The organism is Mycobacterium sp. 852014-52450_SCH5900713, assembly GCF_001667075.1.
Lineage (GTDB): Bacteria > Actinomycetota > Actinomycetes > Mycobacteriales > Mycobacteriaceae > Mycobacterium.
This window is the reverse complement of sequence record NZ_LZIL01000053.1, coordinates 214,202-236,963: the sequence shown is the minus strand read 5'-3', so window position 1 is coordinate 236,963 and position 22,762 is coordinate 214,202. Positions and strand designations below refer to the sequence as shown.

Annotated in this window: 22 protein-coding genes; 10 read left to right on the top strand and 12 right to left on the bottom strand. The window is 69.4% G+C overall.

Annotated elements, in window-relative coordinates; genetic code table 11:
* Positions 1-97 precede the first annotated feature (97 nt).
* The 7 genes from A5773_RS17570 to A5773_RS17540 all read right to left on the bottom strand — a co-directional run bounded on the left by A5773_RS17570 (position 98) and on the right by A5773_RS17540 (position 6,459).
* Positions 98-1,891 (bottom strand): acetyl/propionyl/methylcrotonyl-CoA carboxylase subunit alpha, encoded by a 1,794-nt coding sequence (locus A5773_RS17570; protein WP_066949818.1) that lies wholly within the window; start codon positions 1,889-1,891, stop codon positions 98-100.
* 108 nt (positions 1,892-1,999) lie between these two features.
* Entirely contained in the window at positions 2,000-2,437 is a 438-nt protein-coding gene (locus A5773_RS17565; RefSeq protein ID WP_066949821.1) for a SufE family protein, read from the bottom strand.
* Complete coding sequence (locus A5773_RS17560; RefSeq protein ID WP_067791777.1) at positions 2,434-3,327, bottom strand: sulfurtransferase; 894 nt, start codon at positions 3,325-3,327, stop codon at positions 2,434-2,436. The genes A5773_RS17565 and A5773_RS17560 overlap by 4 nt, the downstream gene beginning before the upstream one ends.
* A 39-nt stretch (positions 3,328-3,366) precedes the next feature.
* Positions 3,367-3,855 carry a pyridoxamine 5'-phosphate oxidase family protein gene (locus A5773_RS17555; RefSeq protein WP_067791827.1) on the bottom strand — a complete coding sequence of 163 codons (489 nt, stop codon included), beginning with the start codon at positions 3,853-3,855 and terminating at the stop codon, positions 3,367-3,369.
* Positions 3,852-4,508 (bottom strand): nucleoside triphosphate pyrophosphatase, encoded by a 657-nt coding sequence (locus A5773_RS17550; RefSeq protein WP_066949828.1) that lies wholly within the window; start codon positions 4,506-4,508, stop codon positions 3,852-3,854. The genes A5773_RS17555 and A5773_RS17550 overlap by 4 nt, the downstream gene beginning before the upstream one ends.
* Complete coding sequence (locus A5773_RS17545) at positions 4,505-4,762, bottom strand: acyl-CoA carboxylase subunit epsilon (protein ID WP_067791826.1); 258 nt, start codon at positions 4,760-4,762, stop codon at positions 4,505-4,507. Before A5773_RS17545 ends, A5773_RS17550 begins: the two co-directional genes overlap by 4 nt.
* Positions 4,763-4,818: 56 nt before the next feature.
* Complete coding sequence (locus tag A5773_RS17540) at positions 4,819-6,459, bottom strand: acyl-CoA carboxylase subunit beta (protein ID WP_066949834.1); 1,641 nt, start codon at positions 6,457-6,459, stop codon at positions 4,819-4,821.
* Positions 6,460-6,494: 35 nt separating this feature from the next.
* Here A5773_RS17540 and A5773_RS17535 point away from each other — a divergent pair, with 35 nt between their 5' ends.
* From A5773_RS17535 to A5773_RS17525, 3 genes are read left to right on the top strand one after another with little or no spacing between them, the layout of a single operon-like run.
* On the top strand, positions 6,495-8,039 hold the full coding sequence (locus A5773_RS17535; RefSeq protein WP_067791775.1) for an FAD-binding protein: 1,545 nt from the start codon (positions 6,495-6,497) through the stop codon (positions 8,037-8,039).
* Positions 8,040-8,056: 17 nt separating this feature from the next.
* Positions 8,057-8,869, top strand: coding sequence for a biotin--[acetyl-CoA-carboxylase] ligase (locus tag A5773_RS17530; protein WP_066949840.1), 813 nt, complete (start codon positions 8,057-8,059; stop codon positions 8,867-8,869).
* A 33-nt stretch (positions 8,870-8,902) separates the two neighbouring features.
* A complete protein-coding gene (locus A5773_RS17525; RefSeq protein ID WP_067791824.1) occupies positions 8,903-9,421 on the top strand; it encodes a PH domain-containing protein in 519 nt (172 codons plus the stop codon).
* Here A5773_RS17525 and A5773_RS17520 read toward each other — a convergent pair.
* Positions 9,376-10,035 (bottom strand): GtrA family protein, encoded by a 660-nt coding sequence (locus A5773_RS17520; RefSeq protein ID WP_066949843.1) that lies wholly within the window; start codon positions 10,033-10,035, stop codon positions 9,376-9,378. The genes A5773_RS17525 and A5773_RS17520 overlap by 46 nt on opposite strands.
* A gap of 97 nt (positions 10,036-10,132) precedes the next feature.
* On the opposite strand from A5773_RS17520, the gene A5773_RS17515 reads away from it, so the two are divergent.
* The 6 genes from A5773_RS17515 (at position 10,133) to A5773_RS17490 (ending at position 16,416) form a co-directional block, all read left to right on the top strand.
* Positions 10,133-11,362 carry a 5-(carboxyamino)imidazole ribonucleotide synthase gene (locus A5773_RS17515; protein WP_197507889.1) on the top strand — a complete coding sequence of 410 codons (1,230 nt, stop codon included), beginning with the start codon at positions 10,133-10,135 and terminating at the stop codon, positions 11,360-11,362.
* Complete coding sequence (gene purE, locus A5773_RS17510; protein ID WP_156659307.1) at positions 11,355-11,867, top strand: 5-(carboxyamino)imidazole ribonucleotide mutase; 513 nt, start codon at positions 11,355-11,357, stop codon at positions 11,865-11,867. Before A5773_RS17515 ends, purE begins: the two co-directional genes overlap by 8 nt.
* A 14-nt stretch (positions 11,868-11,881) precedes the next feature.
* A complete protein-coding gene (locus tag A5773_RS17505; RefSeq protein WP_066949853.1) occupies positions 11,882-13,051 on the top strand; it encodes an acyl-CoA dehydrogenase in 1,170 nt (389 codons plus the stop codon).
* 133 nt (positions 13,052-13,184) lie between these two features.
* Entirely contained in the window at positions 13,185-14,381 is a 1,197-nt protein-coding gene (locus A5773_RS17500) for a PP2C family protein-serine/threonine phosphatase (protein ID WP_066949856.1), read from the top strand.
* A gap of 71 nt (positions 14,382-14,452) precedes the next feature.
* The gene (locus A5773_RS17495) at positions 14,453-15,979 is read left to right on the top strand and encodes a sensor histidine kinase (protein ID WP_082948290.1); all 1,527 of its coding nucleotides are present in this window, start codon (positions 14,453-14,455) and stop codon (positions 15,977-15,979) included.
* The gene (locus A5773_RS17490; protein ID WP_066949862.1) at positions 15,976-16,416 is read left to right on the top strand and encodes a response regulator; all 441 of its coding nucleotides are present in this window, start codon (positions 15,976-15,978) and stop codon (positions 16,414-16,416) included. Before A5773_RS17495 ends, A5773_RS17490 begins: the two co-directional genes overlap by 4 nt.
* Before the next feature lie 2 nt (positions 16,417-16,418).
* Here the strand turns inward: A5773_RS17490 and A5773_RS17485 are convergent, their stop codons facing one another.
* A complete protein-coding gene (locus A5773_RS17485; RefSeq protein ID WP_067791771.1) occupies positions 16,419-17,600 on the bottom strand; it encodes a CoA transferase in 1,182 nt (393 codons plus the stop codon).
* A gap of 13 nt (positions 17,601-17,613) precedes the next feature.
* Positions 17,614-18,528: a class I SAM-dependent methyltransferase gene (locus tag A5773_RS17480; RefSeq protein ID WP_067260495.1), complete on the bottom strand. Its 915-nt coding sequence runs from the start codon at positions 18,526-18,528 to the stop codon at positions 17,614-17,616.
* Positions 18,529-18,643: 115 nt separating this feature from the next.
* Here A5773_RS17480 and A5773_RS17475 point away from each other — a divergent pair, with 115 nt between their 5' ends.
* Entirely contained in the window at positions 18,644-20,284 is a 1,641-nt protein-coding gene (locus tag A5773_RS17475) for an AMP-binding protein (RefSeq protein WP_067791768.1), read from the top strand.
* On the opposite strand, the gene ctpC is transcribed toward A5773_RS17475, so the two are convergent.
* Together ctpC and A5773_RS17465 are read right to left on the bottom strand one after the other, a co-directional pair.
* A complete protein-coding gene (ctpC, locus tag A5773_RS17470) occupies positions 20,231-22,405 on the bottom strand; it encodes a manganese-exporting P-type ATPase CtpC (protein WP_067791766.1) in 2,175 nt (724 codons plus the stop codon). The two genes, A5773_RS17475 and ctpC, sit on opposite strands and share 54 nt — an antisense overlap.
* A gap of 11 nt (positions 22,406-22,416) precedes the next feature.
* Positions 22,417-22,698, bottom strand: a complete 282-nt coding sequence (locus A5773_RS17465; protein ID WP_066949897.1) for a DUF1490 family protein — start codon at positions 22,696-22,698, stop codon at positions 22,417-22,419.
* Positions 22,699-22,762 lie beyond the last annotated feature (64 nt).

The window sequence follows — 22,762 nt, the reverse complement described above, 5'->3', positions numbered from 1 at the left end:
TTGACGTAATCCGGACGGCTGTGAACTCAACCTGACCCGAACGCTACCCGCGTCAGACCTAGTCGACAACTGTTTCCCAGGATTATCGTCCGACGGGCTATTTGATCTCGGCGAGCACCGTGCCCTGGGTGATGGCGGCGCCGGCCTCGACCGCAAGTCCGGTGATGACACCGTCCTTGTGCGCGGTGACCGGGTTCTCCATCTTCATCGCCTCGAGGACCACGACCAGGTCGCCGGTGGCAACCTCCTGTCCCTCCTCGACCGCGACCTTGACTACGGTGCCCTGCATGGGCGCGGTCACCGCGTCGCCAGAGGCGGCGCCCCCGGCGTGCGCCCCGCGCTTGCGCGGCTTGGGCTTCTTGCGGATGACGCCGGCCGGGTCCGCGGCACCGTTGGAAAGCGCCAGATCGCCGGGCAGCGACACCTCGAGCCGCCGGCCACCGACCTCAACGACCACCGTCTGGCGGGGCCGGGCGTCCTCCTCGTCGAGGGGCTCGCCGGCGGTGAAGGGCTCGATGGTGTTGTTCCACTCGGTCTCGATCCAGCGGGTGTGCACCGAGAAGCTGTCGCCGTCACCGATGAAGGCGGGATCGGACACCACGGCGCGGTGGAACGGGATGACGGTGGCCAGCCCCTCCACGTGGAATTCAGAAAGAGCACGGCGGGAGCGGGCGAGGGCTTCTTCCCGGGTCGCGCCGTACACGATCAGCTTGGCCAGCATCGAGTCGAACTGGCCGCCGATCACCGAACCGGCCTCGACGCCGGAGTCCAGGCGAACGCCGGGCCCGCTGGGAGTGTCGTAGCGGGTGACCGGGCCGGGCGCCGGCAGGAACCCACGTCCGGCGTCCTCGCCGTTGATCCGGAATTCGATGGCGTGGCCGCGTGGCGTCGGATCCTCGGTGAGATCCAGCTTTTCGCCGTTGGCGATCTTGAACTGCTGCAGCACCAGGTCGATGCCCGCGGTCTCCTCGGTGACCGGGTGCTCGACCTGCAGCCGGGTGTTGACCTCCAGGAACGAGATCAGGCCGTCCTGGCCGACCAGGTATTCCACGGTGCCGGCGCCGTAGTAGTGCGCCTCCTTGCAGATGCGCTTCGCCGACTCGTGGATCTCCTTGCGCTGCGCGTCGGTCAGGAACGGCGCGGGCGCCTCCTCCACCAGCTTCTGGAAGCGGCGCTGCAGGGAGCAGTCGCGGGTGCCCGCGACGATGACGTTGCCGTGCTGGTCGGCGATCACCTGCGCCTCGACGTGGCGGGGCTTGTCCAGGTAGCGCTCGACGAAGCACTCGCCGCGGCCGAAGGCGGCGACGGCTTCGCGTACCGCCGACTCGTACAGGTGCGGGATCTCTTCGATGGTGCGCGCGACCTTCATGCCGCGGCCGCCGCCACCGAAGGCCGCCTTGATGGCGATCGGGACGCCGTACTCCTCGGCGAAGGCCACCACCTCGTCGGCGTCCTTGACGGGGTCGGGCGTGCCGGGCACCAGGGGGGCCTGGGCGCGTGCGGCGATGTGGCGGGCGGTGACCTTGTCACCGAGGTCGCGGATCGACTGGGGGCTCGGGCCGATCCAGATCAGGCCGGCGTCGAGGACGGCCTGCGCGAAATCGGCGTTCTCCGAGAGGAAGCCGTAGCCGGGGTGGACGGCGTTGGCACCCGACTTGGCCGCCGCGTCGAGGAGCTTGCCGAAGTCCAGGTAGGACTCCGCGGAGGTCTGGCCACCCAAGGCGAACGCCTCGTCGGCGAGGCGCACGTGCGGGGCGTCGGCGTCGGGCTCGGCGTACACCGCCACGCTGGGCAGCCCCGCATCGCGGGCCGCGCGGATCACCCGGACAGCGATCTCGCCGCGGTTGGCGACAAGCACTTTGGAGATCCTCGAGCTGGCGTGACTAGCCACTGCGCCTCCTGTTTGGCAGATCTGAAGCGGACGTGTTTCCGCCGTGGGCTTCTTTAAGAGAGTTTCTTACAACTCCCGGGAAGTCTAAGCGCCGCGCCGTGAGGCCGATCAGGCGGTGCCGGAATTCGGAGCCGACTCGCGCACCCGCCGCTTGATGCGAGCGAGCATCGCCGACATGCCGCGCAGCCGCAGCGGGCTGATCAGCGCGGCCAAGCCCAGGTCGGTGTAAAAATCCTCGGGCACCGCCAGAATGTCGGCCGCGGGCTGCTCGTCAAGACCGGCGGCCAGGATCGACGCGAACCCCCGGGTGGTCGGCGCCTCGGCGGGCGCGCTGAAGTGCAACCGCACCCGGTTCGGGTCGCTGGCATCGACGTGGAGGAAGAGCGGGGTCTGGCATTCGGGCACCGGCTCCATGGCCTGCTCTTCCAGCTCGGGGGGCAGTGCCGGGAGGTCGTTGGCGAATTCCAGCAGCAGCGTCAGCTTGTCCTGGCCCTGGACTTCGGCGAAGTCGGAGACCACCTCGGCTAACGGGGCGGGCAGCGTCATCGGACCGGAACGGCCCCCGGCTCTTCGCCGGCGACGATCGGCGTGCGCACGGTGTTGCCCCACTCCGTCCAGGATCCGTCGTAGTTGCGCACCCCGGGCTTGCCCAGCAGGTACGTGAGCACGAACCAGGTGTGGCTGGACCGCTCGCCGATGCGGCAGTACACGACGGTCTTGTCCTCGGGATCGATGAAGGCGTAGAGCTCCTCGAGCTCCTCGCGGCTGCGGAATCGCCCGCTCTCATCGACCGCCTTGGCCCACGGGATGGACCGGGCCGTGGGGATGTGGCCGCCGCGCAGCACGCCCTCCTCCGGGTAGTCGGGCATGTGCGTGCGCTTGCCGGTGTACTCGTCGGGCGAGCGCACGTCGATCAGCGGCTGGCTGCCGAGGATGGCCAGGACGTCGTCCTTGAAGGCCCGGATGGGTTCGTCGTTGCGCGCGACGACGGGATAGCCGGTGGAGGTCTTGGTGGGGACGTCCAGGGTGGTCTCCCGGCGCTCGGCCAGCCACAGGTCGCGCCCGCCGTTAAGCAGGCGCACATCGGGGTGGCCGAACAAGGTGAAGACCCACAGCGCGTAGGCGGCCCACCAGTTGCTCTTGTCGCCGTAGATCACCACGGTGTCGTCGCGCGAGATGCCTTTGCGGTCCATCAATTCGGCGAACTGCTCGCCGTTGATGTAGTCGCGGACCCTCGGGTCGTTGAGGTCGGTGTGCCAGTCGATCTTGACCGCGCCGGGGATATGGCCGACGTCGTAGAGCAAGACGTCCTCGTCGGATTCGACGATCACCAGGCCGGGGGTGCCCTGGTGGGCGGATAGCCAGTCGGCGGTGACCAGCCGTTCGGGGTGGGCGTAGGCCGTCAGAGTCGGGCTTGGATCCGGGGGTAATGCCACGCCTTCGAGCCTACCGTCAGGGCTCAATTGGCCATCGGGTCAGTGCTTGCGGACCACCCGCTCGGGCACGCGGGGGTTCCAGATGGTGACGTCAAGGTGGCCGTCGCGGACCTCGACCGCCGATGCCCCGGTGATCTCGGCGCCGAGCAGGTCGAATCGCTGCTCGCGCAGGTCCAATCCGGTCTCGGAGAACAGTGTCTCGGCCAAGCGCCGGTGCACCGCGCCGTAGGGAACGACGCGGGCCAGGCCCCACAGCTTCGCGTCGCCGTCGGTCACCTCGGTGTCGACCGTCGCGGTGTGCAGACAGAACCTCGGGTCGCGCGCCAGATCGAGGAACTTGGTGGTGGCCGGCATCCCGGGCAGCCATAACTCTTCCTCGAAGATCCGCGGCTCCATCGGGCTGATCCGGGGGAACCCGTCGGAGCGCAGGGTGGCCAACATGCACAGGTTGCCGTTGGCGCTATGTCGACGGGTGAAGATGCCGGCGATGCGCGGCGCTTGGGCGGTGAACTCGGTCCACGTGGTCATGGCTTGACCCTTGGGTTGCTCGGCGTTGCCGCCCACAGCTCGGCTATCGACAACCCGGCCCGCTGCAACATGGACCGCAGCAGCGGCAGGCTCACACCGATCACGTTCGACGGGTCCCCGTCGATCCCGTCGACGAACCAGCCGCCCAGCCCGTCGAGGGTGAACCCGCCGGCCACGTGCAGTGGCTCGCCGCTGGCGACGTAGGCCCGCAGGTCCGCCTCCGTGGGTGCGGCGAAACGCACCGTGGTGCAAGCGGATTCGACTTCGCGATGGATGATCGCGCCGCCCTCCAGCCGCAGCAGGCAGTGCCCGGTGTGCAGCCGGCCCGACCGGCCAGCCATGCGGCGCCACTGGGTCATCGCTTCGTCGGCCGACCCCGGCTTGCCGCACAGTTCGCCGTCGAGGTAGAGCATCGAATCACAGCCGACGACAACGCAATCGGCGGTGACGGTGCCGGCCAGCTCGCCCGCGACGCGCTCGGCCTTGGCCTCCGCCAGCGCGCACACCACCTCGGCGGGCGCGGCTTCGGGCCCCAGCTCCGCGACGACGGCGTCTTCGTCCACGCCGGAGACCACGACCAGCGGATCGATGCCGGCCTGGCGCAGCACCTGCAGGCGGCCCGACGAGGCCGACCCGAGGACCAGCCGGGTCAATGCTTCATGTGCGTCATTTGCTGCATGGTAAGCCGCTGGTAGTTGGACATCGCGAACCGCAGCCGGTCCACCGGCAGGCCCCAGCGGGTGGGCTCGGGTTCGGTGGGCTCGGGGACGCCGCCACCGACGACACCGAGCGCGGTGACCAGCGCGGCCACCTCCTCGTCGGTGGGGTGACCCTTGACGATGTGGATGTGCGGCTCGTGCGGCTGGTGTGCGGCTTCGGTTGTCTCGGAGGCGTTTTCGTCTGTCATGGCCGAATCGTTCGCCGCACTCCCGTCGCTCACTGCGTTCGCACCGTTCGTTCGGCTCACAGGGGGATGTTCCCGTGCTTCTTGGGGGGCAGGTGCGCGATCTTGCGTTCCAGCAGCCGCAGCGCCGTGCCGATGTAGCCGCGGGTGTGCGACGGCGGGATCACCGCGTCGACATAGCCCCGCTCGGCGGCGACGTACGGGTTGACCAACGTGTCCTCGTACTCCTGCTGCAGCTCCAGCCGCAGGGCGTCGACGTCCTTGCCCTCCTTGGCCGCCTCGGCCAGCTGCTTGCGGTAGACGAAGCCGACCGCCCCGGAGGCGCCCATCACCGCGATCTGCGCGGTCGGCCAGGCAATGTTGACGTCGCAGCCCATGTCCTTGGAGCCCATGACGCAGTACGCGCCGCCGTAGGCCTTGCGGGTGATGACGGTGATCTTCGGGACGGTGGCCTCACCGTAGGCGAACAGCAGCTTGGCGCCACGCCGGATGATGCCGTTGTATTCCTGGCCGGTGCCCGGCAGGAAGCCCGGGACGTCCACCAGCATGATGATCGGGATGTTGAAGCAGTCGCAGGTCCGCACGAACCGGGCCGCCTTTTCCGAGGCGTTGATGTCCAGGCAGCCGGCGAACTGCGTGGGCTGGTTGGCCACGATCCCGACCGGCCGGCCCTCGATGCGGCCGAAGCCGACGACGATGTTGGTGGCGTAGCCGTTCTGGATTTCCAGGAACTCGTCGTCGTCGAGGATGCGGGTGATCACCTCGTGCATGTCGTACGGCTGGTTGGCCGAGTCCGGGATCAGCGTGTCCAGCTCGAGGTCCTCCTCGGTGAGGTTGTCCTCGATGGCGCCCTCGGGGACGGGCTCGGCGTAGCGCGGCGCGTCGGTGGCGTTGTTGGGCGGCAGGTAGCTCAGCAGGTCGCGCACCCAGTCGAAGGCGTCCTGCTCGCCCGAGGCGACGTAGTGCAGGGTGCCCGACTTGGCCATGTGGGTGTGGGCGCCGCCGAGCTCCTCCATCGTGACGTCCTCGCCCGTGACGGTCTTGATGACGTCCGGCCCGGTGATGAACATCTGGCTGGTCTGGTCGACCATCACCACGAAGTCGGTCAGGGCGGGGGAGTACACGTGCCCACCGGCGGCGGCGCCCATGATCAGCGAGATCTGCGGGATCACGCCGGAGGCCAGGATGTTGTTCCGGAAGATCTTGCTGTACAGGCCGAGGGAGACGACGCCCTCCTGGATGCGCGCGCCGGCGCCGTCGTTGATGCCGATCAGCGGGCGGCCGGTCTTGATCGCCAGTTCCTGGACCTTGACGATCTTCTCGCCGTACACCTCGCCGAGGCTGCCGCCGAACACCGTGGCGTCCTGGCTGAAGATGCACACTTCGCGACCGTCGATGGTGCCGTAGCCGGTGATCACGCCGTCGCCGAGCGGGCGGTTGTTGTCCAGGCCGAAGTTCTTGCTGCGGTGGCGCGCCAGCGCGTCGAGTTCGACGAACGAGTCCTCGTCAAGCAGGGCGAGGATGCGCTCGCGGGCGGTCAGCTTGCCCTTGGCGTGCACCTTCTCGACGGCCTCTTCGCCCACCGGGTGCAGCGACTCTTCCCGGCGCTTATGCAGCTCGGCCAGCTTGCCTGCGGTGGTGTGGATGTCGATTGTGTGCTCAGCGGCCGGCTCCGCGGTGTGGTCGGTAACGCTTGTCATGGGATCCGAGCTTAGCGGCGGGCTAGTCTCCGCTGATGGACTGGGCGACCGAATGCGATGTGCTGGTCGCGGGATCGGGCGGTGGCGGGGTCACCGGTGCCTACACCGCGGCGCGCGAAGGCCTGGACGTGTTGCTGGTGGAGGCGACGTCGAAATTCGGCGGGACCACCGCCTACTCCGGTGGGGGCGGCGTCTGGTTCCCGTGCAACCCGGTGCTGGTGCGAGCCGGAGTTGACGACACCATCGAGGACGCGCTCACCTACTACCACGCCGTCGTCGGTGACCGCACCCCCCGTGAACTGCAGGAAACCTATGTCCGCGGCGGCGCCCGGCTGATCGAGTACCTGGAAGCCGACCCCCTGCTGAAGTTCGTGCCGTTGCCCTGGCCGGACTACTACGGCAAAGCGCCGAAGGCGCGGCTGGACGGCCAGCGCCACATCGCCGCGAAGCCCTGGAAGGTGGCCGCCGCCCCCGAACTGCGGGAGGTCATCCGCGGGCCGCTGGACACCGACCGGCTCGGGGCGGAACCGCCCGCCGACTACTACCTCGGGGGTCGCGCGCTGATCGCGCGGTTCCTCAAGGCGATTGAGCAGTATCCGACGGCCTCGCTGCGGCGTGACACCGCACTGGTCGAGTTGGTGATGTCCGGAGGGGCGGTGACGGGCGCGATCGTCGAGAGCGACGGTGAGCGCCGCGCGATCCGGAGCCGGCTGGGGGTGCTGCTGGCCGCCGGCGGCTTCGAGAACAACGAGGAGCTGCGGCGCAGATACGGGGTACCGGGCGCGGCCCGAGACACCATGGGCGGCCCGGGGAGCCGGGGGCTGGCGCTGCAGGCCGGCATCGCCGCGGGCGCTGACACCGACCTGCTGGATCAGGCGTGGTGGTCGCCGGGCATGACCCACCCGGACGGCCGGTCCGCCTTCGCGCTGTGGTTCACCGGTGGCATCTTCGTGAACCAGGACGGCAACCGGTTCGTCAACGAGTCCCGCGCATACGACCGGGCCGGCCGCGAGATCATCGCGCAGCTGCAGGACGGGTCAATCACGTTGCCGTACTGGATGATCTACGACGACGCCGACGGCGAGGTGCCGCCGGTGAAGGCGGCCAACGTCTCCATCGTCGAGACGGAGCGCTACGTCGCCGCCGGCCTGTGGCACTCCGCGGACACCCTGGAGGAACTGGCCGACAAGATCGGTGTTCCGGGCCGGCAGCTGGCGGCAACTGTGGCCCGGTTCAACGGTTTTGCCGCGTCCGGCGTCGACGAGGACTTCGGCAGGGGCGACGAGGCTCTCGACCGTGCGTTCTCGGGGGGCGCCTCGCCCCTGGTGCCCATCGATCGCCCGCCATATCACGCCGCGGCTTTCGGCATTTCGGATCTGGGCACCAAGGGCGGCCTGCGCACCGACACCGCCGCCCGCGTGCTCGACACTTCCGGCAAGCCCATCCCCGGCTTGTACGCCGCCGGCAACACGATGGCCGCGCCCAGCGGCACCGCCTATCCCGGCGGCGGCAACCCGATCGGAACCAGCATGCTGTTCAGCCACCTGGCCGTCCTGGACATGAGCCACCGGCGCCGCTGAGTTCTACGCTGGGTCCGGTGACAGACCGAGACCAGCTCAGGGCACCGCTGGACCAGGCCGCGCTGCGCGCCGAACTGATCGGCACCGGACTGGGCTGGCGGCGACTCGACGTCGTCGAACAGACCGGCTCCACGAACGCCGACCTGCTCGAGCGAGCGGCGTCAGGGACCGACGTGGCCGGGGCGGTGCTGATCGCCGAGCACCAGACGGCGGGCCGCGGGCGACACGGCCGCAGCTGGTCGGCCACCCCGCGGACCCAGATCACGATGTCGGTCGGCGTCAGCATCGTCGACGTGCCGACCGCCGGCTGGGGCTGGTTGCCCCTGGCCACCGGGGTGGCGGTGGTCGACACGGTGGCCCCGCTGCTCGGCGGGGTTCCGGTGGGGCTCAAGTGGCCCAACGACGTGCTGGCGGGCGCCCCCGAATCCCCGGGCAAGCTCGCCGGCATCCTCGCCGAGGTGGCCCGTCCGGTGGTGGTGATCGGTCTGGGACTCAACGTGTTTCAGGCGCCCGACGGCATCGAGGGGGCCACCTCGATGCTCGACCTCGGTGTGCAGGCTCCCGACCGCACCCTGCTGGTGTGCGGGCTGTTGTCCGAGCTCGGCCGGCGGATCGTGGCGTGGCGCGCCGCGCGCGGGGCGGACTGGGCGCTGGCGGCCGACTACCGGGCGCGCAGCCTGACCATCGGCCACCGGGTGCGGGCCCACCTGCCCGGCGGCAAGGAAGTGGTCGGGGACGCGACCGCCGTCGACGACCAGGGCAGGCTGTGCATCGACACCGGGGGAGAGACCGTCGTCGTCTCGGCGGGCGACGTGGTGCATTTGCGCTAGTTGTCCGGCCCCGCGCGGCTAATGTCGGCGGGCATGAGCTACCCGGATAACATCCTGGCCGCGGGCGAGCAGGTTATCGTCCACCGCCACCCGCACTGGAAGCGGTTGATCTGGCCCGTCGTGGCCCTGCTGCTGGCGACCGCGCTGGCGGCGTTCGGATCGGGATACCTGAACTCGACGCATTGGGGTCAGCTGGCCAAGAACATCATCTATGGCGTCATCTGGGGCATCTGGCTGGTGATCGTCGGCTGGCTGACGCTGTGGCCGTTCCTGAGCTGGCTGACCACTCATTTCGTTGTGACGAACCGGCGGGTGATGTTTCGGCACGGGGTGCTCACCCGCACCGGAATCGATATCCCCCTGGCACGGATCAACAGCGTGGAATTCCGCGATCGGATCACCGAGCGAATGTTTCGCACCGGGACGCTGATTATCGAATCGGCGTCACAGGATCCGTTGGAGTTCTATGACATTCCGCGCCTGCGCGAGGTGCACGCGCTGCTGTATCACGAAGTCTTCGACACCCTGGGTTCGGAGGAGTCGCCCAGCTGACCCCACCGGCCGGCCCGGTTGCGCCAGGTGCGCAGCGGAGTGACGTTCCCGCCCTCGATCTCGTCCTCGAGCATCTCGGCGATGCCGCCGGCGGTGAGGGCGGATTCCAGTGCCTTGTCGGGGTTGCGCGCGAACTCGTCGGGAAACACCCAGCGCCGGAACGCCCAGAAGCGGAAGGCCATCTGCAGCAGGTTGCCGATGATGTAGGCCGAGATGAAGTCGGCGATGTTTTCCACGGTCAGCGAGACCATCGGCTCCCGCAGCTGCAGGACGTAGCTGGAGAACCACAGCGGCGCCATGGACAGCAGCACCCCCACGCCGCTGAAGGCGAAGAACAGCAGCGCCTCGTGGTGCCGTTCCCGGCCGCCGCGATCGCGGAAGCTCCACTCGCGGTTCAACACGTAGGAGGCGATCACCGCGACGATGCCGGCGATGACCTTCGCGGTGACCGGCTTGGAGTCCAGAATTGTCAGCTTCAGGGTGTAGAAAATCGCCGAGTCGATCACGAACGTGGTGCCGCCGACGATGGCGAATTTGATCAGCTCGTGGTGGCGCAGCAAATAGGGCTGAATAAACCCGGGCATGCGCTCGATTGCGGCGTCGGCGAAGGGCACAAGTGGTCAGTGTACGGACGGACACAAAATCGACGCAAAATCGTACATAACGATTCGGTGTCACCGCCGGTCAACACGCCGCCCGCGCCGTGACACCATGATGGCCGTGCCGAGTACACGCCCGCCCAGGGCCGCCCCCGCAGTAGCGCCGTTGGTCGCCATGGTCGGCGGCGGCCAGCTTGCCCGGATGACCCATCAGGCCGCGATCGCCCTGGGGCAGACGCTGCGGGTGCTGGCGACCGCCGCCGACGAGCCGGCCGCGCAGGTCACCCCCGACGTCGTGATCGGTTCGCACACCGAGCTGGAAGACCTGCGCCGGGTCGCCGCCGGGGCCCATGTCCTGACGTTCGATCACGAGCATGTGCCGGGCGAGCTGCTGGACAAGCTGGTCGCCGAGGGCGTCAACGTCGCCCCGCCGCCGCAGGCGCTGGTGCACGCCCAGGACAAGCTGGTCATGCGCCGGAAGCTGGAGTCGCTGGGCGTTCCCGTGCCCACCTACGCCGAAATCCGGAGCGTCGACGAACTCGATGCCTTCGCGCGGCGCATCGCCGGCCCCGTGGTCGTGAAAGCGGTGCGCGGTGGCTACGACGGGCGCGGGGTGCGGATGGCACGCGACCCGCTGCACGCCCGAGAGATCGCGGCCGACTTCCTGGCGGCTGAGGTGCCGGTGATGGCCGAGGAGCAGGTGAGTCTGCGCCGCGAGCTTTCGGCGCTGGTGGCGCGCTCACCGTTCGGCCAGGGCGCGGCGTGGCCGGTCGTCGAGACGGTGCAACAGGACGGGATCTGCGTGCAGGTGATCGCGCCCGCCCCCGGGCTGCCCGATAGCGTCGCGGCCGCCGCCCAGCAGCTGGCGTTGCGCCTGGCCGCCGAGCTGGGTGTGGTCGGGGTGTTCGCGGTCGAGCTGTTCGAGACCACCGACGGGGAGCTGCTCGTCAACGAGCTGGCGATGCGGCCGCACAACTCCGGGCACTGGACCATGGACGGGGCGCGCACCAGTCAATTCGAACAGCACGTCCGCGCGGTGCTGGACTATCCGCTGGGCGACACCGACGCCATCGCGCCGGTGACGGTGATGGCCAACGTGCTCGGCGCCGCGGAGCGGCCCGCGATGACGATCGACGAGCGGTTGCACCACCTGTTCGCGCGGATGCCCGACGCCCGGGTGCACCTCTACGGCAAGGAGGAACGGCCCGGTCGCAAGGTCGGCCACGTCAATTTTCTGGGTACCGACATGGCGGAGGTGGCCGCGCTGCGGACGCGCGCCGAGTTGGCGGCACACTGGTTGTCGCACGGGCAGTGGACGGACGGATGGGATCCGCATGAGTGAGCCTCGCGTTGGCGTGATCATGGGCAGCGACAGCGACTGGTCGGTGATGTCCGACGCCGCGGCGGCGCTGGCCGAGTTCGACGTGCCGGCCGAGGTTCGGGTGGTCTCGGCGCATCGCACGCCCCAGGCGATGTTCGACTACGCGCGCGGCGCGGCCGACCGCGGCATCGAGGTGATCATCGCGGGCGCCGGCGGCGCCGCCCACCTGCCCGGGATGGTCGCGTCCGCGACGCCGCTGCCGGTGATCGGGGTGCCGGTTCCGCTGGCGCGCCTGGACGGCCTCGACTCGTTGCTGTCGATCGTGCAGATGCCTGCCGGCGTCCCGGTGGCCACGGTCTCGATCGGCGGCGCGCGCAACGCGGGCCTGCTCGCGGTGCGCATCCTCGGCTCGTCCGACCCGGCGCTGCGGGCCCGCCTCGTCGAGTTCCAAGGCCAGCTGGCCGACAGCGTGCGCGCCAAGGATGAGGCGCTGCAGCAGCTGCACGGTAAAGTTACCGGCGAGTAGCAAGGAGGCTTGAGATGGCTGGTTGGGCCGGAGACCCGTCGTTCGATTTGTTCCAGTTGCCCGAGGAGCACCAGGAGCTGAGGGCGGCGATCCGCGCGCTGGCGGAGAAGGAGATCGCGCCGCACGCCGCCGACGTGGACGAGAATTCGCGCTTCCCGGACGAGGCGCTTCAGGCGCTCAACGCGTCCGGCTTCAACGCGGTCCACGTCCCCGAGGAGTACGGCGGCCAGGGCGCGGATTCCGTCGCGGCGTGCATCGTGATCGAGGAGGTCGCCCGCGTCGACGCCTCGGCCTCGCTGATCCCCGCGGTGAACAAGCTGGGCACCATGGGGCTGATCCTGCGGGGCTCCGACGAGCTGAAGAAGCAGGTGTTGCCGTCCATCGCCGACGGCACCGCGATGGCGTCCTACGCGCTTTCCGAGCGGGAAGCCGGCAGCGACGCGGCCTCGATGCGCACGCGGGCCAAGGCCGACGGCGACGACTGGATTCTCAACGGCGCCAAGTGCTGGATCACCAACGGCGGCAAGTCGAGCTGGTACACCGTCATGGCGGTCACCGACCCGGACAAGGGCGCCAATGGCATCTCCTCGTTCATGGTGCACGCCGACGACGAGGGGTTCACCGTCGGGCCCAAAGAGAAGAAGCTCGGCATCAAGGGCTCCCCGACCACCGAGCTGTACTTCGAGAACTGCCGCATCCCCGGCGACCGGATCATCGGTGAGCCGGGCACCGGCTTCAAGACCGCGCTGGCGACGCTGGACCACACCCGCCCCACCATCGGCGCCCAGGCGGTCGGCATCGCGCAGGGCGCGCTGGACGCCGCCATCGCTTACACCAAGGACCGCAAGCAGTTCGGCAACCCGGTCAGCGACAACCAGGGTGTGCAGTTCATGCTCGCCGACATGGCCATGAAGCTGGAGTCGGCCCGGCTGATGGTCTACCACGCGGCCGCCCGCGCGGAACGCGGCGAATCCAACCTGGGCTTCATCTCCGCGGCGTCCAAGTGCTGGGCGTCGGACGTCGCGATGGAGGTGACCACCGACGCGGTGCAACTCTTCGGCGGCGCCGGCTACACCGTCGACTTCCCGGTCGAGCGGATGATGCGCGACGCCAAGATCACCCAGATCTACGAGGGCACGAATCAGATTCAGCGCGTTGTCATGTCGCGGGCGCTGCTGCGCTGAACGCGACGCTAGCATCTCTCAGGGCAGCCATTCGGGGTGGTGGGGCCACACGTAGAGTCGTGCGAATGGGTCTGACCGTGGGGGTCTCAGTGAACGGCCTGGCGCCGTCTGTGCGCGCCCGGATGACCGGGAAATGATGCCCGTGCGCGCTCCAGTGACCCCGCCGGCGAACTGGCAGTCGTTCTCGTTGCTATTGGTCGAGGACGACCGCGCCGACGCGGTGCTGGTGGAAGACCTGATCGCCGATGCGGTCGCCGATATCCGGGTGGTGTGGGCGCAGTCGATGGCCCACGCCGAGCGCGAACTCGCCTCCGCCCGGCCCGACTGCGTGCTGCTGGACCTACACCTGCCCGACGCCAACGGCATGGACGCGCTGGACCGCATCGCCAAGCGCGACGCCACCGTTCCCATCGTCGTGCTGACCGGGCTGAACGACGAGTACTTCGGCGCCTCGGCGGTCGCCGCCGGTGCCCAGGACTACCTGGTGAAGGGCCGGGTCGAGCCCGAGATGCTGCGGCGCGCACTGCTGTACGCGATCGAGCGCAAGCGCGCCGAGCTGATCGCCGCCGACCTGCACGCGACCCAGCTGCGGGCCCGGGAGAACGCCCTGCTGGAGCGCGGCCTGCTGCCCTCCCCGCTGCTACTGGACAACCCGGGCGTAGACATCGTCGCGCGGTACCGGCCGAGCCGCGAGGACGCGCTGCTGTGCGGCGACTTCTACGACGTGGTCCAGACGCCCGACCGGGTCGTTCACGTCCTGATCGGCGACGTCGCTGGGCACGGGCCGCACGAGGCCGCCCTGGGCGCGGCGCTGCGCATCGCCTTTCGCGCGCTCACCTTCGCCGGCGTGCACGGGGTGGAGCTGATGCGGCAGCTCGAGCGGGTGCTGCACTCCGAGCGCACGGGCACAGGCGTTTTCGCGACCGTGCTCAGTCTGGAGATCCCGGCCGACAGCCAACTCATCACCGTCATCCGGGCCGGTCACCCCGGGATGCTGTTGCAGCGCGACGGAACGGTCGAATGGGTGGAGCCGCCGGGAGGTCCGGCGCTGGGCCTGCGCGCCGACGACGACTGGCCGCGCCATGAGATGGACTTTCCCGCGGGCCACGGCCTGCTGCTGCTGACCGACGGCCTGTTCGAGGGGTATTCCGGACAAGGCACCCAGCGCCTCGGCGAGGACGGTCTGCTCGAGCTGGCCCGCTCGCACGCGAACCGGCCGGGACTGGAGTTCGTCGACGCGCTCATCGACGGCGCCCAGGCGCTGGCCCAGTCGCAGGGCGGGCTCACCGACGACATCGCCGTGCTGCGGGTCGAACGGACCACCAGGTGATCCCGAGGTTGCGCCGCCTGCGCCTGTCGCAGCTCACCGTGCGTGGCTGGCAGGCCCTGGTCCTGGTCAGCATGGGCGTGATGGTGCTGGCCGGCGCACTCGTCGGCGCGCTCTTGCTGGACCGCACCGACGAGATGACGCACGAACTCCTCGACAACATCCAGCCGGCGCGCGTGGCGGCCTTCCAGCTGCAGGCCGCGCTGCGCGACCAGGAGACGGGCATCCGGGGCTACCTGATCGCCGGGGACCGGCAATTCCTCACGCCGTACTACGACGGGCAACACGCCGAACGCACTGCGGTGGACGACATCCGGCGCCACCTGAGCGAGCGTCCGGACCTCATCGGTGACCTGGACGCGATCGAGAACGCCGCGGCCAAGTGGCGGGCAAGCTACGCCGAACCGGTCATCGGCACCGTGATGCCGAACGGCAAGAACGTCACGAGCAAACCGTCGGCGGAGCGCGGCAAAGCCGAATTCGACCATTTGCGAATGCTTTTCGACAGCCAGAACGCGGACCTGGCCGCCGCGCGGGCGACCGCCGCGGACGAACTCAAGCGGGTCGATGCCTGGCGCAATAGGGCATTCGGCGCCATGGTGTTGCTGTTCTTCGTCACGGCCGGGATGCTGGGGGTCCTGATCCGGGACACGGTCGCGCGTCCGCTCGCCGCGCTGGCCGCGGCGTGCCGGCGGATCACCGAGGGCAACTTCGAGGAAAGCATCGCGCCGCCGAAGCGGCCCAAAGACGTTCGCGACATGGCGATCAACGTGGAGAACATGCGCAAGCGCATGGTCGACGAGCTCGAGACATCGCGTACGGCCCAGGCGCAGCTGGACGAGCAGGCGGCCGAATTGCGCCGGTCCAACACCGAACTCGAGCAGTTCGCCTACGTCGCGTCGCACGATCTGCAGGAGCCGCTGCGCAAGGTCGCCTCGTTCTGCCAGCTGCTGGAGCGGCGATACGGCGACAAGCTCGACGAGCGCGGTATCGAATACATCGGATTCGCGGTCGACGGGGCCAAACGGATGCAGGCGCTGATCAATGACCTGCTTACCTTCTCGCGCGTCGGGCGCCTGGGTGCCACGGAGACCGACGTGGACCTCGACACGGCGCTGGACTCCGGCCTGGCCAACCTGGCCACCGCGATCGAAGAGTCGGAAGCCGAAATCGTGCGCCCCGACGCGCTCCCGCGGATCAAGGGCGACCCCATGCTGCTGACGATGCTATGGCAGAACCTGATCGGCAACGCGGTGAAGTTCCGGCACAAAGACCGCCGGCCCCGCGTCGTCATCGAGTGCGCGCCGGGCACCGGCGTCCACGACGGCGAATGGGTGATCACCGTGTCGGACAACGGCATCGGTATCCCGGTCGAGTTCGCCGACAAGGTCTTCGTCATTTTCCAACGCCTGCACGGCCGCGACGTGTACGCCGGGACCGGCGTCGGCCTCGCGTTGGTCAAGAAGATCGTCGAGCATCATGGCGGCACCATCCGGATCGACCCGACCCGCACCGACGGGACGCGGTTCGAGTTCACGCTGCCCATGCCCGAGCCCGCCGGTGAAGCAGACTCAGACGCTTTGGAAGGAGCGCATCAATGACATCAGAAGGCAGAGCGATCGACATTCTGCTCGTCGAGGACGACCCGGGGGACGAGCTCATCACGCGAGAAGCCTTCGAGCACAACAAACTCAAGAACCGGCTCCACGTGGCGCACGACGGAGAGGAAGGCCTCGACTACCTCTACCGCCGCGGCAAGTTCGAGGATGCGCCGCGGCCCGACCTCATCCTGCTGGACCTGAACCTGCCCAAGTACGACGGCCGCCAGCTGCTGGAGAAGGTCAAGTCCGACCCGGACCTGGCCCGCATCCCGGTCGTCGTGCTCACCACCTCCTCGGCCGAGGAGGACATCCTGCGCAGCTACAAGCTGCACGCCAACGCCTACGTCACCAAGCCGGTCGACCTGGACCAGTTCATGAAGGCGGTCCGGCAGATCGACGAGTTCTTCGTCCAGGTGGTGCGCCTGCCCAGCCTGTAAGGCTATGGCGCCGTGAGGAACTCGTCATTGTGCTGCCCGGGCGCGGGCGGGGGATCGGTGACCACCGCGTCGAAGCTCGCGTAGCGCGCCGGCATGCGGACCACCGTGACCGCGTCGCCGCCGGTGCCCACCCGCAAGGCGAGCTCGTTCTCCCCGAACAGCGGGGTGTCCACCACCTGCTTCCAGGTGTAGGCCAGGCAGGCCATCAGGCCACTTTCCTGAAGCAGCTCAACCCATTCGGCCGCCGTCTTGGCGGCCAGCGCCGACTCGAGTTCTTCGGTCAACTCGTGGTAATTCATTGCCCGCGAACGCTGATCGATGAACCGCTCGTCGGTCAGCAGGTCCGGCCGCCCGATGATCTGGCACAGCTTCGCCCAATGCTTTGGCACATACGCGCTGATCACCAGGTACCCGTCGGCGGCCTTGAACGCGTCGGAGGGTTGGGTCGCGAAGCCAACTCCCTTGCGCTTCTTCGGCTTCGGTGTGGCGTCGGGCTTGGCAGCCTCGCTGGGTTTGTTCAGATGAATCGTGAGCTGACTGGCCTGCAAGTTGACCGCCACGTCGTACATGGCGACGCTCACCACGTCGGCGACGCCGTGGCGCTCCCGGTTGAGCAGCGCGGCCAGCACCGCCTGGGCCAGCACGTGACCGCTGGCGGCGTCGACGAGCTGGAAGGGGATGATCTGCGGTTTGCCGGTCGGTGTCGGCATCCCGGTGGTCATGCCCGACTCGGCTGCGACCATCAGATCGACGCCCGGCCTGCTGCCGTGCGGGCCGTTGCCGCCATAGGCCGACAGCCGCGCGTAGACCAGCCGGGGGTTGCGGGCGCGCAACTCGTCGGGGCCCAGGCCCATCCGTTCCATCACGCCGGGGCGGAACCCTTCCAGCACGACGTCGGCGTCATCGACCAGCCGCAGGATCTGTTGCTTGGCTTCGTCGTTCGTGAGGTCGACGGCCACCGACTTCTTGCCCCGGTTGTGCGGCAGAAACAGCGTGGGCAGCGGCGGACGCCCGGGCAGGACCGCGGTGATCTGCCGGGCCGCCTCACCCAGGGGCGCCTCGACCTTGATCACCTCGGCGCCCAGGTCGGCCAGCACCTGGCCGGCCAGCGGCCCGGCGATGTTCTGGGTGAAATCGAGTACCCGGAACCCGTCAAGCGGCTTGGCGGGCGTGCTGTCTGCCATGGGTGGCCTTCCGTCAACGGGCCGTGTGCAACTCCGCGATGCAGTAGTAGTTCTCGGCGAACGGCGCACCGGCTTCGGTGCGCTGCAAAGGTAACCCGTTGTCGGCCAACAACTGATTCAGGGGTGTGCGAACCGGGCGCCAGCCCCGCCGCTCCAGATACGTCGCCGCGTCGTTGCGCTCGCCGGGGAACCCCAGGTCGCCGAGCGCAATGTCCAGGCCGTTCTCCCGCCACTTCTCGCTGGCGGCGTTCAGGGCGTCCCCGTTGTCGCCGGAGTTGCTGAAGATCTCGGCCACCAGCCGGCTCCCGTCGGCGCTGAGCGCGGTGATGTCGTCGAGCAACCGGTCCTGTGCCTCGGGCGGCAGGAAGCCGAGCAGGCCCTCGGCGGCCCAGGCGGCCGGCCGGCCGGTGTCGAAGCCGGCCTCGCGCAGCGCCGACGGCCAATCGTGGCGCAGGTCGATGGGCACGGCCCGAACCTCGGCGGTGGGCCGGGCGCCCAGCTCGGCGATGGTCGCCGTCTTGAATTCGATGACTTGCGGTTGGTCGATCTCGAACACCGTGGTGCCCGCCGCCCACGGCAGCCGGTAGGCGCGCGCGTCCAGGCCCGAGGCCAGGATGACGACCTGGCGGATGCCCGTCGCACCCGCCTCGGCGAAGAACGCGTCGATGTAGCGCGTGCGGGCGGCCAGCATGTCGGTCATGCGTTGCATGCCCCACGGGGCGCCGGGCTCGTCGACGTCGGCCGAGCTCAATTCGCCGGCGGCCCACCGCGTCATGAAATCGACGCCGACGGCGCGCACCAGGGGCTCGGCGAACGAGTCGTCGATCAGGCCGTCGCGGGTGGCCCGGGCCCGTCCGGCTGCCACCATGGTGGCGGTGGCCCCCACGCTCGTGGCCAGGTCCCAGCTGTCGTTGTCGGTGCGCGTCATCGGCAATGCCCTTTCCGTCTAGTCGTTAACCAGAGTAACGATGGTGACGAAAGACCCCTGTCGCAGTGGCGTTGCGCCCTTATTCCCGGGCGGGGCCCGGCGGCAGCATCGACGTGTGGAACCTCTTCGGCGCGCGGGCTTGGAAGCCCGGTCGCTCTTTCTCTATGTTCGGTCCGGGGGATTGGGGTGGCTACCGCCCGGGCGGATCGTGCCGGCGCTGCGCGCCCTCAAACGCTACGGCCTGCTGGGGGCGGCGCCGGCGATCGCCGCCGGGCGAGACCGTGACGGGGTGGCGCTGATCGACGAGCGCGGGCCCCTGACGTTCGGTGAGCTGGACGAGCGGACCAACGCGTTGGCCAACGAGTGGCGGCGGCGCGGGCTCGGCCCGGGCGCCGGTGTGGCCATCCTGGCCGGCAACCACCGGGGGTTCCTGGAGGCCGTCTTCGCCGCCGGCAAGTGCGGCGCATTCGTCCTGCTGCTCAACACCGGCTTCGGGCGCACGCAGTTCGCCGAAACGCTGGCCCGCGAAGGCGCGGACCTGCTGGTCTACGACGAGGAGTACAGCGCCGTCGTCGGGGACGTCCGCCCGAGGCTGGGCCGGATCCGGGCCTGGACGGATACGCCCGCTCCCGACTCCCTGGACGCGCTGATCGAACGCGGGGATCCCCGCCCGCCGCCCTCGTCGGGTGGGCGGCCCAAGATTGTCATCTCGACCAGTGGGACGACGGGAACGCCGAAGGGCGCCGCGCGCTCCGAGCCCCACTCGCTGATACCGGTGGGCGGTCTGCTCGGCAAGGTGCCGTTCCGCGGCCGGGAAGTCACGGAATGCTGTGTGCCGCTTCTTCATTCGATGGGTTTCAGCCACGCGATGTATGCGATGGTGCTGGGCTCGACCCTGGTGCTGCGCCGCCACTTCGATGCCCGAGAGACGCTGGCCAGCGTGGCCGCGCATCGGGCCAGCGCCATGATCGTCGTGCCGATCATGTTGCGGCGCATCCTTGATCTGGGGCCGGCCGCCCTGGCCGAGCACGACCTGTCGTCGCTGCGCATCGTGTTCATCGGCGGTTCCCAGCTCGGTGGCGCGCTGGCCACCCGGGCGCTCGAGGCGCTCGGCCCCGTGGTCTACAACATGTATGGATCCACCGAGGTCGCCTACGCCACCATCGCCACGCCGGCCGACCTGACCGCCGCGCCCGGCTGCGTGGGTGCGGTGGTCCCGGGCTCGGTCGTCAAGATCTTCGGCGACGACGGCCGCGAGGTGCCGCCGGGGACGCCGGGGCGGATCTTCGTCGGCAACGTGCTGACCTTCGAGGGATATACCGATGGCGGCACCAAGGAGTCGGTTCAGGGCCTGATGTCCACCGGCGACATGGGCCATTTCGATTCCGACGGCAGGCTATTCATCGACGGGCGCGACGACGAGATGATCGTCTCCGGCGGTGAGAACGTCTACCCCGGCGAGGTCGAAGAGGCGCTCACGCAGCATCCCGGCATCCTCGACGCCGCCGTCGTCGGCGACACCGACGAGGAGTTCGGGCAGCGGTTGCGCGCCTACCTCGTGCTCCGGCCGGGCGCGACGCTGGCCGAGCACGAGGTCCGGGAATATGTGCGAAACCGGCTGGCGCGCTTCAAGATCCCGCGTGACGTGCTGTTCGTCGACGAGCTGCCGCGCAACGCGGGCGGCAAGGTGCTCAAGCGGGTGCTAGTCCAGCCGGTAGCGGATCAGCCGGGAGCTGTTGGCCACCACCGCGACTGACGACGCGTTGTGCAGGATCGCGGCCAGCACGGGGGATAGCGCACCGCCCGCGCCGATGATCAGCCCGGCGGCGTTCACGGCGATGGACATGCCGTAGTTCTCCCGGATGACGTCGACGGCCCGGGCGCCCAGGTCGCGCACGTCGAGCAGCCGGTGCAGGTCGTCGTTGGCCAGTGCCACGTCGGCGGTCTCGACGGCGACGTCGGTTCCGGCCAGGCCCATGGCGATCCCGATGTCGGCGGCCGCCAGCGCCGGGGCGTCGTTGATGCCGTCGCCGACCATGCCAACCACGTAGCCGTCGTTCTGCAGCCCGCGCACCACCTCGAGCTTGTCCTCCGGCATCACCTCGGCGCGCCACTCGTCGAGGCCCAGCTCCTCGGCGACCACCCGGGCGATGTCGGGATGGTCGCCGGTGAGCATGACGATGCGGCGGATACCGTTGTCCCGCAGCTGCTTCAGCACCTCGACCGCCTCGGTGCGCACCTCGTCGCGCAGGCTGATCAGTCCCACCAGCTTGCCGTCGACCGCGAGCAGCAGCGGGGTCTCGGCCTGGCGGCGCAGCCGGTCCACCCACTCCGACGCCTTCTTCGAGACCCGCACCTTTTCGGCGCGCAGCAGCCCGGGGCTGCCCAGCAGCAGGGTGCGGCCGTCGGCCCAGGTGCGCATGCCCAAACCCACCAGGACCTCGCACTCCTCGTGCGGCGGGATGGTGATGTGGCGTTCCTCGGTGGAGCGGATCACCGCCTCGGCCAGCGGATGGCGGGAGTGGATCTCCGAGCTGGCCGCGTAGGCCAGCACCTGCTCGGGTGCCCAATCCTTGTGCAGGGCAATGATATTGGTGACCACGGGGCGGCCGACGGTGAGCGTCCCGGTCTTGTCGAACACGATCGCGTCGACCCGGCCGGCCTGCTCGAGGTGGGAGCCGCCCTTGATCAGGATGCCGCGGCGGGCGCCGTTGCCGATCGCGGCACTGATCGCGGTCGGGGTGGACAGGCCCACCGCGCAGGGGCACGCGATCAACAGCATGGTCATCGCGCGGCGCACATCACCGGTGACCGCCAGGGTGAGGGCCGACACGATGAACGAGGTGGGAACGAAACGGCGAGAGAAGTTTTCGCCCACGGTCTGGATGGGCGCGCGGTCGTGCTGGGCCTCCTCGACCCGGGTGATGATGCGCCCGATCGCCGTCTGGTTGCCGACGGCCTGCGCGCGCACCACCAGGCGCCCGCGCACCACGACCGACCCGGCGTGCACGTGCGCGCCGACCAGGACGGAGACGGGCAGGTTCTCGCCGGTGATCGCGGACTGGTTGACGATCGCCTCGCCGTCGACCACCTCACCGTCCACCGGTATCGCGACGTGGTCGTGGATGATCACCTCGTCGCCGATCTGAACGCCGTCGATGGGGACCTGGACTTCGGCCCCATCGGTCAGCCGGATCCACGCCGTGTCCTGGCTGCCGCGCAGCAGTTCGGAAATCGCCCGGCGGGTCCGGCGCAGGGTGAGGTCTTGCAGGTACTCGCCGATGTTGAGCAGCCACAGCACCGTCAGCGCCACCACGTTCTCGCGCAGCACCAGGCTCGCCACCGTCGCCGCCGACACCAGGGCGTCGGTGCCGGCCCGGCCGGAGCGCAACGAGCGCAGCGCGCCGCGCAGGAACGGGTAGCCGGTGAAGATGGTGACCCCGGTGGCCAGAACCCGGCCGTTCGGGCCGAGCAGCGGCGGCCGGGCGAACACGTAGCGCCGCACGCCGAGCAGGGCCAGCGCGGCACCTCCGACGACCATCCGCAACACGTCGGTGTTGCGGATCTCCTCCGAATGCGGCGCGCGTGCGGGAATCAGCTCGGCGGCGACGTGTGCGGCGGAGCTGATCGCGCCCAGCACCGCGGCGCGGTCACAACGCCGGGGCGAATACCAGACGACGACGGATCCGGTGCGCGGGTAGGCGTGCACCACGCGCACGCCGTCCTCGTTGGCGACGGCCTCCTCGACCGCCACCGCGCGCCGGGAGTCGCACCGCAGCCAGTCGACGGAAACCCGCATGCGCCCGGCCGCATCCGAAACGATTTGCAGCGCGGGGTCTTTCGAGCGGACCGGGTCCAGGGCGGTGGCGAGCGCCATCTGCGCGGGGATCAGTGGTCGTGCTGGTGGACGTCGGCGACGGCCGGCGTGGGCGCTTCCTCGCCGATGCGTTCGCGGGCTTCGGCCATGACGTCGGCGATCTTCAGGCGGGCGGACTCGGCGGCTTCCTCGGCCTTGCGCGTCCCGCGCAGCCCCAGCTCGGCAGCCGACACCGCGGTCTCGTGCAGCGGCGCCTTGGCCACGGCCTTGCGCACCACCTCGTAGGCCGTCACGCCGACCAGGCCGGTGACCACCGTCGATGCCGCCTTCGCCAAGAGCGCGTACCCCGCCATTACCCGGACCTCCCTGTCGTCGTGGCGTCAGCTGATGCTCGCTCGACGTTAACATTGAAATATT